12 protein-coding genes are annotated in these 16,476 nt (G+C 62.8%); 4 read left to right on the forward strand and 8 right to left on the reverse strand.

What is annotated here, in order from left to right:
• Nucleotides 1-221: 221 nt before the first annotated feature.
• Entirely contained in the window at nt 222-1,772 is a 1,551-nt protein-coding gene (locus tag SINAC_RS15600; protein ID WP_015246599.1) for a dockerin type I domain-containing protein, read from the reverse strand.
• A 319-nt stretch (nt 1,773-2,091) separates the two neighbouring features.
• Nucleotides 2,092-3,285, reverse strand: a complete 1,194-nt coding sequence (locus tag SINAC_RS15605; RefSeq protein ID WP_015246600.1) for a glycosyltransferase — start codon at nt 3,283-3,285, stop codon at nt 2,092-2,094.
• Nucleotides 3,286-3,415: 130 nt separating this feature from the next.
• Between SINAC_RS15605 and queA the strand changes: the two genes are divergently transcribed.
• Nucleotides 3,416-4,444, forward strand: coding sequence for a tRNA preQ1(34) S-adenosylmethionine ribosyltransferase-isomerase QueA (queA, locus tag SINAC_RS15610; RefSeq protein ID WP_015246601.1), 1,029 nt, complete (start codon nt 3,416-3,418; stop codon nt 4,442-4,444).
• 188 nt (nt 4,445-4,632) lie between these two features.
• Entirely contained in the window at nt 4,633-5,121 is a 489-nt protein-coding gene (rnhA, locus tag SINAC_RS15615; protein WP_015246602.1) for a ribonuclease HI, read from the forward strand.
• A 92-nt stretch (nt 5,122-5,213) separates the two neighbouring features.
• On the opposite strand, the gene SINAC_RS15620 is transcribed toward rnhA, so the two are convergent.
• Nucleotides 5,214-6,743, reverse strand: coding sequence for a hypothetical protein (locus SINAC_RS15620; protein ID WP_015246603.1), 1,530 nt, complete (start codon nt 6,741-6,743; stop codon nt 5,214-5,216).
• 478 nt (nt 6,744-7,221) lie between these two features.
• Between SINAC_RS15620 and SINAC_RS15625 the strand changes: the two genes are divergently transcribed.
• Together SINAC_RS15625 and SINAC_RS15630 are read left to right on the forward strand one after the other, a co-directional pair.
• Nucleotides 7,222-8,232, forward strand: a complete 1,011-nt coding sequence (locus SINAC_RS15625) for a zinc ribbon domain-containing protein (protein WP_015246604.1) — start codon at nt 7,222-7,224, stop codon at nt 8,230-8,232.
• Between the two features lie 290 nt (nt 8,233-8,522).
• Nucleotides 8,523-10,250, forward strand: a complete 1,728-nt coding sequence (locus SINAC_RS15630; protein WP_015246605.1) for a hypothetical protein — start codon at nt 8,523-8,525, stop codon at nt 10,248-10,250.
• Between the two features lie 222 nt (nt 10,251-10,472).
• Here the strand turns inward: SINAC_RS15630 and dinB are convergent, their stop codons facing one another.
• The 5 genes from dinB to SINAC_RS15655 form a co-directional block, all read right to left on the reverse strand.
• The gene (gene dinB, locus SINAC_RS15635; RefSeq protein ID WP_015246606.1) at nt 10,473-11,558 is read right to left on the reverse strand and encodes a DNA polymerase IV; all 1,086 of its coding nucleotides are present in this window, start codon (nt 11,556-11,558) and stop codon (nt 10,473-10,475) included.
• Between the two features lie 195 nt (nt 11,559-11,753).
• Entirely contained in the window at nt 11,754-11,987 is a 234-nt protein-coding gene (locus SINAC_RS15640; protein ID WP_015246607.1) for a hypothetical protein, read from the reverse strand.
• A 402-nt stretch (nt 11,988-12,389) separates the two neighbouring features.
• Nucleotides 12,390-13,112 carry a hypothetical protein gene (locus SINAC_RS15645; protein WP_015246608.1) on the reverse strand — a complete coding sequence of 241 codons (723 nt, stop codon included), beginning with the start codon at nt 13,110-13,112 and terminating at the stop codon, nt 12,390-12,392.
• Nucleotides 13,113-13,160: 48 nt separating this feature from the next.
• Nucleotides 13,161-14,564, reverse strand: coding sequence for a sigma-54-dependent transcriptional regulator (locus tag SINAC_RS15650; RefSeq protein ID WP_015246609.1), 1,404 nt, complete (start codon nt 14,562-14,564; stop codon nt 13,161-13,163).
• Nucleotides 14,565-14,640: 76 nt separating this feature from the next.
• Complete coding sequence (locus SINAC_RS15655; protein ID WP_015246610.1) at nt 14,641-16,269, reverse strand: sensor histidine kinase; 1,629 nt, start codon at nt 16,267-16,269, stop codon at nt 14,641-14,643.
• Nucleotides 16,270-16,476 lie beyond the last annotated feature (207 nt).

Genomic DNA, 16,476 nt, shown 5'->3' on the forward strand with positions numbered 1-16,476 from the left:
TTTTGGCTCACGGGTTGGGTACAACCCGTGGCACCCAGGGCTTGCACATAATTCAATGCAAAGAAAAATCAGGTCCAGGCAATTAGCGTTCCGCTTGCCGTCCTGGGTTCTATCGTTTCTACCGACGCCCGCGACGGGGATTCGTGGAGCGGCCGAATCCCACGCCGCGAGCGCCGTGAGAGCGACGTCGGTCGCGCGCTTGGTAACTGCTCAATAAAGGGTCAGGCAACGAGAGGGCTGAGCTGCACCTCGATCTGCTGGTAAAAGAGGGCCGTGAGCCCTTCGTAACCCGAATCGGTGCCGACGAGAAGCCAGAGGTTGCCGTTGTTGTCGGCCTGGGCGGCAAACGTATGGGTGTGCTGCTTCGTCAGAGAGACGTACGGCACAGGGGTTTGGCCATTCTGGGTCTGGCCGTTGGCGATGTTGCCCACAACCGAGGCCCCCGAACCACCAGTCGCTTGATCGCCGATACTCATGTTCAACCGGACAAATCCGTGGCTCGCGACACCGCGAGGCTCGACCGAACCTGCACCTGCCTTGAGGATGACCGATTCACCGGGCGCTCCTCCCGCGCCGAACGATCCGCTCGGCGCGTTCGAGGCCACGGTGATCTTGAACTGGACAGAGTACACCTGCTTGGGAACGATCCCGTCAGAAGCACCAAGCTTCCGCTTGAGGTACATGAACAGGTCGTCCGAGCGGTTGTGGCCCTGAAGCAGGTAGCCGGTTCCGGGGACACCCAAGTCCGAGGGCAGAGGGCGCAACCCGGACTGGAGTTCGTAGGACGCATTCGGATTTGCAGGCAGGTCGGCAAATCCTGACTCCCAGCCCTGTGCACCCTGGGTAAAGTCAAACGAGGCCAAGACGCGCCCGACAGTTCCAAGGCGTGTGACGACAAGCTGAGCACTGGCGGTCTGACCGAAGGAGTCGGTCGCCACGACGGCGATCGGGTTGGAACCAAGGTTCAAGGGGACGGTGAACCGATAGCGACCATCCGCGCCACTGGTCGTCGTCGCCTCGAACAAGCCGTCAGCCCCGCGATCAAGCCGAACAACCACTCCGGGGGCAGTCCGGCCAGTCACGTCGACGGTCGCCTCGTTCACCTTGCCATCGCCGTCCGGATCCACCACGCGGTCGAGGCCAAGGCTGGCGGTCAGAGGGCGAATGCGGGTCGAGGCTCCGAGGTTCCGGGCAGTGATCCCGAGATCGACCAGGCTCACATTGCCGTCGCCGTCAACGTCGGCGCCGGGGGCAACGCCCGACGCGCCGGCGCGACGCCCCAGGGCCCGTCGAATCGCCGTAAGATCGCGACGATCGATGCGGTGATCGCCATTCGTGTCTCCTGCCAGGGAGACGGACAACGTGTAGTCACCCGTGGTCCGCCCCTCTGGGCGCGGGCGGATCGTCAGGGAACCCGGGAGAACCGAAGCGATAGTCACGCTGGCCGTCCCACGCGAGGCGTCGACACGGCGAGCCAGGATCCGAACCCCACCGGGGGTCGCCGACTCGAGCGCCGTCGCTCCCGGGTCGAGCCGACTGCCGTTCGCAGCTCGCGTTTCGACCCGGAGGAGAACCCGGCCCCCCAGGGCCGTATCGAAGTCGGCCGGATTCACCTGAACAGCGATGGCATCACCCGCCGGACCGGTGATCCGCCCCCGAAAGCTCGCAAACCCAGTCACAGTTGAGAGAAGGGCACGCGACTCGAGCCGATCGAGGGCAGGGTAAACCTGCTGTCGGCAGCGCCGAGGACGGGAATGGGGGGAGAGCAACATGGTGTCTGCTCCAGGGTGTCGTGAAGCTCAGAAGGCGACCCGGACATGAGCAATTTCTCGCCCTGGCCAGACCGTACGCCCTGACTGGATCTCCCCTAGAGTCGGGTTTTCGAGGAATCCGGCGACAAACGTGTGGCCATAATCTGACATCGCGATCGTTTTTTAAAAAAAATCAAACATGCGACACACGTAAAGACTCATCCCTCCAAATCAAAAAAATTTTAACCACGAATAACACAAATGACACGAATCACAAATAAAATCAAAAAATTGAATTCAATAATTTATTGAAATTACAATTCTTAACGATTCATAAAACTTAATTTTCATTGTTTTCTGTGGTTAAGTTTCTGGGGTCGAGGCCGAGAATCCCCCCCCAGAGTCGTTCGTAGGATTCGACCACGCGTTGAGTTGTATAGTTTGTTTCGACGAGGGTGCGGCCAGTTTCGCCGTAACGGCAAAGGCGGCCTGAGTCGGTGAGAGCGTCGAGCAGAGCCTGCCCAAGCCGGTCGGGGTCGCCCGGTGGGACGAGCCAACCGGTCTGACCGGGGATGACGAGTTCGTTGCTCCCCTCGACGGCCGTCGCCACGACAGCGCGGCGGGCCGCCATGGCTTCGAGGATCACGTTGGGCATCCCTTCCCAGAGCGATGCGAGAACGAGTAAGTCGGCCGCCTTGAGGAGGGAAGGGATATCGTCGCGCCGGCCAAGCCAGTGGACCCGGTCCGCAAGCGCCTGATTTTCAGCCGTTCGCTGGTGAAGTTGGTCCCGCTCCGAGCCGTCGCCCACCATCACGAGGTGCCAGTCGGGCCGGGCGGCGATGACCCGTTCTGCGGCGTCGAGGAGAAAAGGGAGCCCTTTCTGCACGTCCAACCGGCCAATGCAGAGGGCAAGCGGAGCATCGGCAGGCACGCCAAGCGACTCGCGAGAACAGGCGACCGCCGTATCATAGGGCAGGGGATCGATACCATTGGGGATGACGGTCAGCCGTGCGGGGTCGGCCCCGCCGACGTCGCGGAGATGGTCATGCACCCCTTGCGAGACGCAGACCGACCCCAAGGACAAGCCCGACGTCCAGCGCTCGAAGTTCAGGTGCCAGCGTTTCTGATGCTCGGCCACCCGGATGCCGCCAACCAACCAGGGAACACCCGCCAGCACCGACGCGAACCGCGAGGCGATGTTCGCATGAAACATGAAACTCTGCACGATCCGAGGTGACCGATCGCCCAGCGCTCTGGCCAGTCGACGTACCGCCTGGAGCGGCCGCCTGCGATCGGCGTCAAGGCATTCGGTCTCGACGGCCGCCGCCCGGAGCGGTTCGACAAGGGCTCCATCGGCCCCGATCGCAATCACAGAGGGCTGCCAGCGCCGGCGATCCAGCCTCGTGGCCAGAGCCACCAGGGCACGCTCGGCCCCGCCGACGTCGAGGTCGGTGATCACCAGGGTAATCGGGATAGGCTGGTCCGGCCAGGGTTGGCGTTCGGCCGTCTCAAGTCGTCGGGCGAGAGTTTGCACGGGTCGGTACAATCGAGACAAAGGGGACAGAAAGTTTCTCAAAGACGAGCGAAAACTTCCCGAGGCGAGTGGGGAGCCTCGGAAGTATTTTTTAGATTGTGCCCGTTCAGGACGGTCAGGAGAAAGAGGTTTGCAGACGTCGAACTTTGATTTCACGCTCCCGGGCGAATTGATCGCCCAGCATCCGGTCGAGCCACGGGACCAATCGCGGCTGATGGTCATCCGTCGGCAAGAGCAGCGCTGGGAGCATCGAACGTTCGCCGAGCTTCCTGATTTGCTCAACGCCGGCGACATTATCGTCCGGAACGACACGCGGGTCGTCCCGGCCCGACTCCTCGGGCTCCGCGAAGCGACCGGCGGGCGGTGGGAGGGGCTCTTTCTGCGGGCATTGCCGGAAGGAACCTGGGAGATCCTGGCCACGACTCGCGGACGCCCCGTCGAGGGCGAGCGTGTGGTCGTCGGCCAGGGACTCAAGTTGATCCTGGAAGCGCGGGGCGAGGCGGGGCGTTGGATCGTACGCCCGGAGTCAGACGAAGCCGTGCATGACCTCCTGGGCAGGCACGGGCAGGTTCCGCTCCCCCCTTATATTCGCAAAGGGCGCGAAGACCCTGCCGATCGCCTCCGTTACCAGACCCTCTACGCGCGGACTCCCGGGGCCGTCGCCGCCCCCACCGCCGGCCTTCATTTCACGGAGGACGTCTTCCGCCGGCTGGCCGAGCGCGGAGTCGCCAGCGTCGACGCCACGCTCCACGTTGGTCTAGGCACCTTCCGACCGATCGAGGTCGAGCGCATCGACGAGCACCAGCTCCACGCAGAGTGGGCCGAACTGGGTGTTCCCGCGGCGACCCTTCTGAGCGAACACAAGCGTCAAGGGGGACGGATCATCGCGGTCGGAACGACCTCGGCCCGGATCCTGGAAACCAGCGCAATCACGGGAACCATCCAGCCGTTCTCGGGTGAGACCGCCCTCTATCTGCGCCCCGGCCATATTTTTCAAGGGCTCGACGCCCTGCTCACCAACTTCCACCTGCCCCGGAGCAGTCTCCTGGTACTGGTGTCGGCTCTGGCCGGGGTCGACCTGATTCGCGCGGCCTATGCCGAGGCGATCCAGGAACGCTATCGGTTTTACAGTTATGGCGACGCGATGCTGATTCTCTAATTATCTGGATCGATCGGAGTAGGCGCTGCGGGCCGATCGCTCTCTCGGGTGAAACCGACCGTGTGCCATTGCCCCGGTATTTCCACGCGATAAGATCGTCGGTGATCGCCGAGCCGGGGCATTGTCTGGATTCGCCCGGGGCGATCGTCGAGAGGCCGCAACAGCGGCAGAGGACAAAGGACAGGCTCATGGCGACGGATTCAACGGCGGCTCCTGACATTGTGCGGCTCTTCACCGACGGTGCGTGCAGCGGCAACCCCGGCCCCGGCGGCTGGGCCTACATCCTCAAACACCCGGCCAGCGGACAGACCATGGACTCGTCGGGAGCCGAGCCGGCCACCACGAACAACCGGATGGAGCTGACCGGGGCGATCGAGGGCCTGGCCACACTCCGCCGCCCCTGCCGCGTCGAGTTGATCACCGATAGCCAATATGTGGCCAAAGGGATCGCCGAGTGGATGCCCAAATGGAAGTCGCAGGGATGGCAGCGCAAGGAAGGGGGCCGCTTGAAGCCGGTGATGAACGTGGATCTCTGGCAGCGAATCGACGTCCTGCTCACCCGCCATAAGGTACGGGTAACCCACGTCCTCGGTCACAACGGCCACCCCGAAAACGAAGCGTGCGACCGGATGGCGGTGGCCGCCTACAAGGCGCTCAAGTCCGACCTCCGAGGATAGCAAGGTCCGCAGGGTGCAGCCCCGAAGGGTCGACCGTCAGAGCAAGCCCTCGGCTCTTGACGGTCGCCTCTCCGGAGGCTGCAAAGCAGGACTCAACCAAGCACGGTGGCGACGGCCGCGCGCGCTCGGTTCATTAACGGGCTGTCCTCGGTCTTCGCGCCGGGGAGATTGAACATCATGGCGGCGGCCAGCGGGGCTCGCCATTTCGGGTCGCTCGCCAGCTCGCACTCTTCCCAAGAGGCAGCGCCGAACTTGTAGTCGTGGCTGTCGCGTCCCTTGTGGAAGATCATCCGCCGGGCCGCCGCGAAGATCAGGTCGCTCGATCCCCCTTGTTCGAGGTAGGCGACCGTCTTGCCGGCCGCCTTGCCACGGCCTTCAGGCCCATCGTTGATCGCCTCGAAGATCTCGCCGACCGCATCGTCCCCCTTCGCCACCTCGCGTTTCAATGAGGAGAGGTCGTCGATCGTAGGGCCTTCCCCGGGCTTGATCCGGCCGCGAAACATGGGCTGCCAGCCGACAGCTTGGAGCAGCGCCAGGCGTCGGGTCGTCTCATCGCCACTGGCTCCGTAGATGAAGTGCAGAGCATTTGCCGAAGTCACGGCATGGATGGCGAGGATCCCCGGACTTCGCATCAGGATCTCGCTACCGGAGAGGACGACGGCATCCCAAAGCGAGTTGGCCGCGACCCCTTGGTTGAGCAGCTTGACCGCTTCGGCCGAAGCATCTTCGGGGGTCGCCTGGCGCATGACTTCAAGGAGGGATCGCGTTGCGCTCGGGTCGGGCTTGCCGCCTTGCCAGTCGTCGCGCACCTTACCGGCGTTCTCGAGGTTGGCTTCGTAAGGGCCGACGGCCACGTGCCGCGAGTCGCCATGAAGGTCGAGCAGGCCGAAGGCGAGGGAACGGAGGACCGGTTCGGCGTGCTGCCAGCCGATCGCCTGGAGGGTCCGCCAGCTCTGCGCGGCGAAGATCGGCTTATGACCGATGTTGCGCTGGTCGCGAACGGCCATCCGCCAGATCGGTTCCATGGTCTCGGCCGCCCCCGAGGTCCGGGCAAGGGCGGCGACGGCCGTATCGGCGGCCTCGCTGTCCCAGGCCTCCATGGCCCGGATGAACTCGGCTCTCGCCTTGCCGGGCTTGGGCAGCCGGGCCTCGTCGACCTTGCCGAGGGTCCAGTCCCCTTCCTTGATGTCCTGCGCCTGGGAGTTCTTGAAGGTGTCGAGCGCCCAGAGCAAGGGGAGCAGACGGTCCGAGGTCGACGCGGTCTGGCCCAGCAAGTGCGCCGAGTTGATGACCATGACTGCGTGGAACTTGAAGCCGACGGGATGCGGCTTGATATTGCGGATGCCCGCCAGGAAGAGGCCGGCCATCAAGTCGCGATACGAGAGGCCCTCCTTGAGATGTGCGATAGCCGTTTCCAGCGCTCGATCTCGGGGCGTCTCCTCGATCCAGCGGACCACGGGCTCAATTTCCGGGCGAAACTGCACCGCATCGGGCCCGACCTTCAGGTCCTCCGCGCGCGCAGAGCGAAGCGAGCCCAGCCCCATCGAACTCCCCAGGCCCGCTCCCAGTCCCAATGCCGAGGCGGACTGCAAGAACCGACGTCGCCTTAGATTCCCGTCCATCGCAGGCTCCCTTCCATCCTCAAAGTTGCCCGGCCATTCCACCGCGGCCTCCGCACACCACCGCCAGGCGCAGGAGAGATCGAAGGCCGCCCCTCTTGCTATTACAATGCGTCAACGCCCCCAATGATATCCCGTACTTATTGCCAGCCCGAACTCATTGTACCGTAAGCTCATCACACCTCGGCCCAAGGTCTCCGCGTCCGATCCTCCTCGGCCACTCCGGGACGCCAACCCTCCGAAGCATGTACAGCATGCCCACGGCCATCACGACGCTGGCATCCAGCATCGTCACCAATATACCCTTTGCGCCTGATATAGATCTGATATAACCTTGTGCGACGATGGACCGACTTCTCCTCGTTGCTCAGCAGCCTGGCCCAGGTCTGTCCGTTCCGCTTGCCAACCGAAATGGGATTCGTCCGCTCCGGGTTCACTCCCCTGAGTTTCCCGTTCACACCGATTGGAGGTCAGGTCCCACATGGCACTCCAAGTGACCTGCCGCGACTGCGGACACGTGAACCAGATCGACATGTCTCGACCATCGCATAAATACCTCTGCAACGGGTGTGGAATCCTGGGTGCGATTCCGACGGCCCTGGGAGAGGTCGGCGACTCGGTGGAATTATCAGTCGTGAGGTTCAAATGCCCGTCGTGCGGGCTAAAGTACGCGACGAAGCCCGAGCTGGCCGGCAAGAAGATCCGTTGCAAAAGCTGTGGCGCGGGAGTGCGCGTGCCCAGGGCCGAGTCCTCGCAGTCCGCGATCGAAACCGGCGTGAGCCCTTCCCACCTGGCCGCCTCGAAGCAGCCGGATGCGGACCGCGTCCCGGCATCATCTCACGGTGAAGACGACGCCCTGTCGTTGCTCGATGACCTCGCCGCGCTCGAAGGCGTGAAACGTCACAAGCGAGCGGAGGCCGTCTTGCCGTCACGATCCGAGGCGATGGAACAGGTTCGCCAGAAGGTCGCCGAACAGGAGGCCGCCGACTCCCTCAAGCGGGAAGAGAAGGCGAAGAAAAAGCGAAAGCAAAAAAAGAAAACAGGCTACTTCGACCCAAAGGACACCTTGATTCTGGCAGGCGGTGTGACCGCGTTCGTGGCCGTGCTCGCCTTCCTCTCCTGGGGCTACCCTGACCTCCGATTCCCGGTTGGCGGTTTCATGTGCGTCCTCGGCTTCATCGTCTACTTGCTGGGAGCCGCCTCCATCAAGCAGGTCGTCGCCGAGGAGGGATTCCACCACGTCGTTCTGTTTCGATTTTTCCCGCCTTATCAATGGTATTTCGTAGCAACCCGCTGGTCGGAGACAAAGGATTTCGTCGCCTTCTTTGCCGCCGGACTCGTCATCTTGGGGATCGGAGGGGCTGTCCTCAAAACTTCCCCAATCGGCAAAAAGGCGGAAGCCTCGGAACGTGCCTACCAGAAATTACACCAGGGGAGTGATCCTGAGGCTCCCCCGGCCGTGTCGGGAACGGCGGTCGACGAAGACGACTGAGCCTGTGCCTACGATTCCCATCCGGCTTGTCGAGTAGGCTTCAGCCTGCCTCCATCTTGAGGGACGGTAGGCTAAAGCCTCCCCTGACAAATCGGCCGCCACTCCGTATGGACCGGGAGCTTTCGGCATCCCACGATGACGTTCGTTCAAGGCATCAGAACGTTCAATTCAGAGCCCATCAATAATCTCGTGGCAATTTGATCGGTGCGTTGACTACTCTCTTACTTCGTCGCGTACGCCTGATCTGGGAAACGGCGATGCACCTTGTTCCACAACCAAAGGGAGGCTCCATGCAACGCATTTCGACACTTGTGCTTGCTCTTTCGTTCACCCTGATCGGCGGACTGGGTCCGCGGCCGAGCCTGGCCGCATTCGCCGATACACCTGAAGTCGCCGGCGCCTGGAAACTTGTCGTCATGCCATTCGGCGAGGATGAGTTTGCGATCTTCGACGCCAAGACGACCAACGATAAGATCGAGGGCACGGTCACCAGTACCCAAGCGATGCTCGGCGAACTCAAAACGGCCGAAGGGACAGTCAAAGGCAACCAGGTCACAATCCGGTTCCCTGGACCGGGCGATCCCTTGACCTTCCAGGGCGTTCTGGACAAAGAGGGAAAGAAAGCGACGGGCACCTTCCTGTACCACGGCAGGAGCTACCCGAGCCGAATCGAAAAAACCGAAGCCAAGGCCGTGGCCAAGCTGCAGAACTCACCCATGCGACAAAAGGTCGCCCAGGCCCAGGCGGTGAAAGATCCCAAGGAGCGGACCGCCAAACTCCTCGAATTGATCAAGGAGAACCCCGGCCACCCCATGAACGCCATGGCCTATGACTTGCTCCTGAGCGGGGCCGAGGCAGCCGGTCTCGGGCCGGAAGAGGTCCGCACCCAAGTCGAGAAGTGGGCCGACGAGGCCAAGCCCTATGGCCCCGAGTGGTCGGGAGAGGTCCAGTCGCGTGCCCTCAAGGCCCTGCAAGGCAAGAAGGCCTACGCCGCGCTGGCCACGGAGTTGGGCCAGAATGCGGTCAAGGCGTTGCCGGACGACGCCTCGCTGGAGCTCCGCGGCAATCTCGTAACCCTGCTCGCCCGCTCGGCTCGACTCGCCGGCAAGGACGATATCGCCGCGACGGCGGAGAGCCGCCTCAAGGAGATCGACACCAAGCTCGACGCCGAATACCACGAAAAGGTGCCCCCGTTCAAGCCCGAGCCCTATGCGGGTCGCGCGGAGGGCAAGGGGAACCGCGTCGTCCTCATGGAGATCTTCACCGGCGCGGAGTGTCCCCCCTGCGTCGCAGCCGACGTTGCGTTCGATGCCCTTCTCCAGAGCTATAAGCCATCCGAGTTCATCGGCTTGCAGCACCACCTGCACATTCCCGGCCCCGACCCTCTGACCAATGCCGACACCATCGCTCGACAGACCTACTACGATTCAGAGGTGAGAGGCACGCCCTCGACCTTCTTCAACGGCAAGAGCCAGAGCGGCGGTGGCGGCTCGATGGAGGGAGCTGAGGGCAAGTACAAGGATTATCGCCGCGTGATCGAGCCGGCCCTCGACTCGGAGAAGCGGGCCGACATCAAGCTCACCGCCACCCGCACCGGCGATGAGGTCAAAATCGTCGCCCAGGCCACGGCCGTGCCCGCACCCGGCGATGCCGATAAGGATAAGGAGTCCAAGCCGGTGCTCCGCCTGGTTCTGGTCGAGGAGTCGGTCCGATACCCGGGCGGCAACAAGCTCCGGTTCCACCACAACGTCGTCCGTGCCTTCCCGGGCGGGGTCGAGGGCAAGGCGCTCGAAAAGGGCGAGGGGACCGTTGAGACGACGATCAAGCTCTCCGAGCTGCGCAAAAGCCAGGAGGCTTACCTCGAAGAGTATCCCAACAGTCCCCGTGGTCGCGCCTTCGCACACCCACTGCCATCGATCGATCTCGACGACCTGGCTGTAGTGGCGCTGGTTCAGGACGACGCTGACCACAGTATCTGGCACGCCGTGCAAGTCCCGGTCAAAACCGAAACTCCTTGAGCGTTCGGGCAGACCGGCTCAGCCCCTGAGCCGTGGCCAAACCCTTCCTTTTTTTGGGGAATCCCAAAAGGGGCGACCGTCAAGAGCCGAGGGCCTGCTCTGACGGCCGCCCCTTCGGGCCACGCCACATTGCTGCGGCTTCGCGATGAAGGCGTAAGAGAGCGCTGGAGCAATCGGGTTTGTCGCTCGAGAAATGCCTCCGCTCGCGTAAATAACCTGAAATCAGAGCGGCAACCGAAGTTGCTGACCGGATCGCGCTTCCGACTTGGCCTCGAGCGAGGAGAGGGCCACGCCGAGCAGCCTGATGCCCTTGCTGACGGGGAAAAGACGCTCGAGAAGTGCGGACACGACCTCCTCGAGCACGGCTCGCGACGTGACTGGGACGTCGACGGTTCGGTTGCGGGTGATCTGCTGGAAGTCGGCGTACTTGGCCTTGAGGGTCACCGTCCGCCCCCGGATCGTCGTACCTTCGCAGTAGGACCACACCTTGCCGATCAGCGGCTCGAGCGCGGCTCGCGCCTCCTCGACCGTGAAGAGGTCGGTGTTGAACGTCGTCTCGGCGCCGATCGATTTGCGCACGCGGTCGGCGCAGACCGGCCGCTCGTCGATGCCCCGCGCGAGTGAGAAATAATAGGGACCAGCCTTCCGAAAGTGTTTCTGGAGGAATGACAGCGTCTGGCTCCTCAGGTCTCCGCCGTTGTGGATCCCGAGTGCCTCCATCTTCGATCGCGTCACAGGGCCGATCCCGTGGAATTTTCCCACCGGCAGGTTCTCGACAAAAGCCGAGCCCTTCTTCGGCGTAATGACGAACAGGCCATCGGGCTTGCGCTCGTCAGACGCCATCTTCGCGAGGAACTTGTTGTAGGACACGCCCGCAGACGCGGTCAGGCCAGTCTCGGCGCGAATCTTCGCTCGGATCTCCTCGGCGACCTCGGTCGCAGAGAAGATGCCTTTCCGATTCTCGGTGACGTCGAGATAGGCTTCGTCGAGCGAGAGCGGCTCGATGAGGGGAGTGTATTCGGCGAAGATGGTGCGGATCTGCTGTGACACCGCCCGATAGACGTCGAACCGCGGCTTCACGAAGATCAGCTCCGGGCACTTCCGCTTCGCGATGACGGAAGGCATCGCAGACCGGACGCCGAACCGGCGAGCCTCGTAGCTCGCGGCCGCCACGACGCCTCGCTCACGCGAGCCTCCGACCGCGACAGGCCTGCCGCGGAGCTCCGGATTGTCGCGCTGCTCCACGGACGCGTAGAACGCGTCCATGTCGACATGAATGATCTTCCGCTGCCGATCAGGCCCGACCACGTTCCAGTCCTCGACGACCTCGCTTCGGTGATTTCCCCTCAAAATCCGGCACGGCAAACGGCCCGATGCTCGAAGGCCCGAGCCATTGCACGTCAGGAAGGTTTATTCAGCACTCTACCACACGGATGTCCACGCGTACACAAACGTACGCGAGGTTCCCTTCCGGCATGAGTTAAGAGTCGGCCGTGCCTTACCTTAGAAAAGACAAGATGCACGGCCTGGAACCAGAACGTCGAGACGACGACGGATCGCTTCCCAACCTCGGAGTTCCAGACGCAGAGGCCGGGCGCGAACACCTTGGTCGTCGATATCGGTCCAGCCGATCGGGTCGATCAGGAACGCGAAGAGATCCTGATCGCCGCAGTAGAGGCCGGTGCCATCGGTGTTGACGGCCCCCGGTGGGAAGTCGACGGCAACCTCCGCGAGCATGTCAAGGAGATCCGCGTTGTAGAGCCGCTTGTAATACGGGTTCTAATTCGTTCCTACGTTTTCCCAGCCAGTAACGTAGGGGACGGCGCACACGGTTTTGATGCGTTTCGGGGTTCGTTGCATGGGCGAGCGATACGACTGACTCCCAATCCCCAGGAAGTCACACGAGCCGCGGCAAGATGGTTCGCGAGCCGCGAACATCACACCATCAGGCGCTGACAAGCAGCCGTTCGGCTGAAAAAACTCGTCTCAGAGTTCTCACGCGGCGGGGGGCGGCCTTCGCGATCAGGTCCGCGACCTCGCAAAGCAGCCGTTGGTCTTCAAGCACTGGTGAGATATTGACGATAGCTCGAAAAGGTCGCCCTTCGAGGCTTCAAAGAACGACCCACCCACCGCCACGAGTTACTCCTTCTCTTTGGCCTTCTCGCGTTCGGCGGCCTCAGCCAAAACGGCTTCCGGGTTTTCCTGGAAGAGGTCGCGACAGCCCGAGCAGCAGACGTGATACGTCTTGCCTTTGTAGGAAACGGGCATCGTCCCTCGCCCCTCGGTGACAATGCAGATCGGGCCGGACTCACCCACGGCAAAGGCGACCCCGTCGCGGGTATAGCCCACCTCGCCGAGTTGGTAGAACATCCGGTTGGCCGGGTCCTGCGCCTCCAGCTTCATCAAGAGGCGCGTTTCGTGGAGCGGGGTGAGGGTGATCCGGCGGACCCCGTCTCCCGACCCTTCGGCGGTCAGGACGAGTGCTTTCTTGCCGTTGTCCGCGCCCTGATAGGTCCGTGAGGACCCGTCGGCCAGGGTGGCGGTGAGGGTGTAGGTCTTCGGCTTGGGACCCGAGTGGAGTACGACCGACTTGAGGTATTTGCCCTGATCGATCGTGGCTTCGAGAGCTGCGTCATCGGCGCTGAGCTTCCAGGCCCAGGACGCTTCCTCACGCCAGGCCCCTTTGATCTTTCCCCGTTCGGGCTGCCCCGACCCGCGCCATTTGCCCACGAGCGTACCGTAGGGCTTGAGGGCGGCCTGAGCGTCGCGCCGCCCGCCGGGAGGCGCCTCAGCGCTCCCCACGGAACCGACGCAGTGGACCAGCAGAAAGGCGCCGAGGATTGTTCGCGAGGTTGTGCGCATCGAGTTTTCATCCACTCGCGCGCCGGCCCGGTCGCCTCGTCTGCGCGCTCAGGTTTGCTGAAGTTGATTGATCTTATTGTAGAGAGTCTTGAGGCTGATGCCTAGCTCCTTGGAAGCCGCAGGTTTGTTGCCGTTGTGCTTCTCAAGGATGACCTGGATGTACTTCATCTCGATGTCGCGGAGCGTGGGCGAACCCTCGGGAATCTGGAAATGAGGGCCGGCGACGGCCGAAGGGGACGACACCATGACGGACGACGACCGCCGCGAGGGGACCTGGGTTGGCAGGTGCTCGGGATAGATCGGGCCTCCTCCCGAGAGGATCGTGGCGCGTTCGATCGCGTTGGCCAGTTCGCGGATGTTGCCCGGCCAATCGTGCGTCTGAAGCGCGGCGATGGCTTCAGGGGTCAACGCCGTGTCGAGATCGGTCCGTCGAGATCCGTAACGCATCAGCATATGGCGTGCAAGTGCGGGAATATCACCCTTGCGTTCGCGGAGCGGGGGAAGGTGAATCTCGAACGTGTTGACCCGGAAGAACAAGTCCTCACGGAACTGTTCCGCCTCGATCATCTCGCGGAGGTCCCGGTTGGTCGCGCAGAGGACGCGAACATCGACGCGGAACGGGTCGTTCTCGCCGACCCGGCGGATCTCTCCCGACTCGAGGAAGCGGAGGAGCTTGACCTGAACGCTCTTATCGAGCTCGCCGACTTCGTCGAGGAAGAGGGTGCCGCCGTTGGCGACCTCGAAGAGACCTTTTCGATGAGTGTCCGCGCCGGTGAACGACCCCTTGCGGTGGCCGAACAGTTCGCTTTCCACCAGGTTTTCGGGCAAGGCGCCGCAGTTGACGGGGATGAAGCTGTGCGTGGCTCGCTTGCTCTTGTCGTGCAGGCTGCGCGCGATCAGCTCTTTACCCGTGCCGGTCTCGCCCAGGATCATCACGCTGGCGTCGGTCGGCGCGATCGTGTCGATCAGGCGGCGGACGGAAAGCATCGACGGCGTCTCGCCGATCAGGGTCGGCGACCCCTCGGCGCTCTTGAGGCGGGTCTCGAGCGCAGCCGCCTTGTTGGTCAAGTCGCGGCGTTCGCTGACCCGGCTGAGGATCACCTCGAGCTCGGCCCACTTGCAAGGTTTGGTCAGGTAGTCGAAGGCCCCCAGCCGTAACGCCTGGACGGCCGTATCGACCGTGGCATGCCCGGTCAGGATGATGACCTGCGTGTCGGGATTGATCTGGCGAATCTTGCCGAGGACCTCGATGCCGGTCATGCCGGGCATCCGCAGGTCGAGCAGCGCAGCGTCGTACGAACCCTTCTCCAACGCCCGCAAGGCCGAGGCTCCGTCGGGGCAGACGGTCACTTCATGGCCGAGACGCGGAAGCTCCATCTGCATCAGGTCGCGCAGGTGAGCCTCGTCATCGGCGAACAGGATTCTGAGGCCACCCTGGTGGGACTTCTCCATGAGACAGGTCTCCTCCGTGAGACTCAACCGAATCGGGGAGAGTTCCCCACCTTCGTGCATATAATTTCGTAAGGCGTCAGGCCGCTCGATGGTTCTTGGAAGCCATCGCCGACTCGGGGGGGGTGTCCTCGGCCGGGCGAATGGGCAACCGGACCATGAACGTGGCTCCTTCCCCTTCACCCGGGCTGGTCGCCATGATCTCCCCCTGGTGCTGACTGACGATCCGATGTGTGATCGACAGGCCCAACCCCGTCCCCTTGCCTACCTTGCGTTTCGTGAAGAACGGCTCAAAAATGTTTTCGAGAACTTCCGGAGACATGCCGCAACCATCATCGGCGAAGACCAATTCCGCCATTCCTTCGGCGTGACGCATCTCGATCCGAAGCGTACCTTCAGGCTCCATCGAGTCGAGTGCGTTGACCACCAGGTTCAGGACGACCTGCTTGATCTCCTGGCTGTCCACGTGCGCCATGACGGCCTCACGCGGCTGGAAGACGATGCGTTTGCCGCGATACTTGCCCATATGCCGGATCATCTCGACCACCCCCTGGATGAGGCCGGCCATATCGGTCCGTTCCCGCTGAATCTCGGCGCAGCGGGAGAAGTCGAGCAGTTTCTCGGTGATGTTCTTACAGCGGAACGCCTCCTCCTGGATCATCCGCAGATAGTTGCGGACAACCTTCGAGTCGGCCCCCTCATGAGCATCGAGCATCGGCCCCAGGCGGTTCTCGAGCGCCTCGGAGCAGAACGCGATCGATGCCAACGGGTTATTGATTTCGTGAGCGACCCCCGCAGCCAGAAACCCGACCCCGGCCAACTGCTCCGACCGGACAAGCTGTCGGCTGCGCTCATGGACCTGACGCTCGAGATCGGCATAGGTCACGCTCAACCGCGCAGTCATATCGTTGAACGCTTCGGCCAGGGCCTGCATCTCGTCGCCGGTCTTGAGGTCGATCTTATAGTCAAAGCCGCCTCGGGCCACCCGGCGGACACCGCGCTGGAGGAGTCGGACCGGGTAGAGGACCCAGCGGTGAAACAAGGCGGCCAGCCCGCAGAGCATCGCCATCACAGTCAGGGCCGAGGTCCAGACGATGATCCGGCTGGTCTGATACTGATTCTTCGACATCGTGAGGACCGCGTAGAAGTCGCGGTGGAGGATGTCCGGGAGTTCCATCACCCGATGGTTCAGTCGCGCGATCGTCTGGCTGAGTCGGACTGGATCCTGAGATCCGGCCACGGCGATCGGCAAAGACTCGGGGTGACGCGCCAGGTAGGTCTTCGTCCCGGGCAGGCTCGGTTCGATCGGTGGGCCTTGATCCAGCTCATTCAGGATCGCCGTCAGGTCGCTGTCGATCAGGAAGGCCAGCCCCAGCTCGTCGCGTCCGTCGTCGGCCCGGCTCCCCTGGGTCGTGTTCTTCCGGAGCCAGGTGTGATAGTCGAGCAACGCCTTCTGCGCTTTGTGGACCTTGCTTTTCAGCTCCAGCCGCTCTTCAGGCGTGTCGATATCCCCCATGCTCTCGAGCGGAACGACGACTTGCAACAGTTCCTTCGACGCCCCCAGTTCGTGGAGCTGGTCGACCAGTTTCAGGTTGCTCGCGTGAAACGCGTGCAAGCCGAAGATCGACCCGCCCATCAGGGTGAGCATCATGCCGACTACCAAGGTCAAGCCAGCGATCAACTTGACTCGGATGGGCCACTGAGGCATGGCGACGACCTCCTTGTCGCGGGGCGGACACGTCCTTTGTCCGGGTCCTGAAGATGTGCGGGAACTATACCAAAGTCAGCCCGACCCACAAATGCCACATCGCGTGAGTTTTCCTCAAGCCGGGGGGCCCGTTCGCCGAGCCACTCAACGCGGGAGGCTAACCGGCCGTCATGCCCTTGATCGAGCCGTTCAAACCTGATCTTTTGC

The sequence above is a fragment of the Singulisphaera acidiphila DSM 18658 genome (genome assembly GCF_000242455.2).
Taxonomy (GTDB): Bacteria; Planctomycetota; Planctomycetia; order Isosphaerales; family Isosphaeraceae; genus Singulisphaera; species Singulisphaera acidiphila.

What these genes read in the sequence shown, in the direction of transcription:
- SINAC_RS15600 (WP_015246599.1), bottom strand. Translation starts at nt 1,772, where the DNA reads ATGTTGCTCTCCCCCCATTCCCGTCCTCGGCGCTGCCGACAGCAGGTT.
- rnhA (WP_015246602.1), top strand. Translation starts at nt 4,633, where the DNA reads ATGGCGACGGATTCAACGGCGGCTCCTGACATTGTGCGGCTCTTCACC.
- SINAC_RS15620 (WP_015246603.1), bottom strand. Translation starts at nt 6,743, where the DNA reads ATGGACGGGAATCTAAGGCGACGTCGGTTCTTGCAGTCCGCCTCGGCA.
- SINAC_RS15625 (WP_015246604.1), top strand. Translation starts at nt 7,222, where the DNA reads ATGGCACTCCAAGTGACCTGCCGCGACTGCGGACACGTGAACCAGATC.
- SINAC_RS15630 (WP_015246605.1), top strand. Translation starts at nt 8,523, where the DNA reads ATGCAACGCATTTCGACACTTGTGCTTGCTCTTTCGTTCACCCTGATC.
- SINAC_RS15640 (WP_015246607.1), bottom strand. Translation starts at nt 11,987, where the DNA reads ATGCTCGCGGAGGTTGCCGTCGACTTCCCACCGGGGGCCGTCAACACC.
- SINAC_RS15645 (WP_015246608.1), bottom strand. Translation starts at nt 13,112, where the DNA reads ATGCGCACAACCTCGCGAACAATCCTCGGCGCCTTTCTGCTGGTCCAC.
- SINAC_RS15650 (WP_015246609.1), bottom strand. Translation starts at nt 14,564, where the DNA reads ATGGAGAAGTCCCACCAGGGTGGCCTCAGAATCCTGTTCGCCGATGAC.
- SINAC_RS15655 (WP_015246610.1), bottom strand. Translation starts at nt 16,269, where the DNA reads ATGCCTCAGTGGCCCATCCGAGTCAAGTTGATCGCTGGCTTGACCTTG.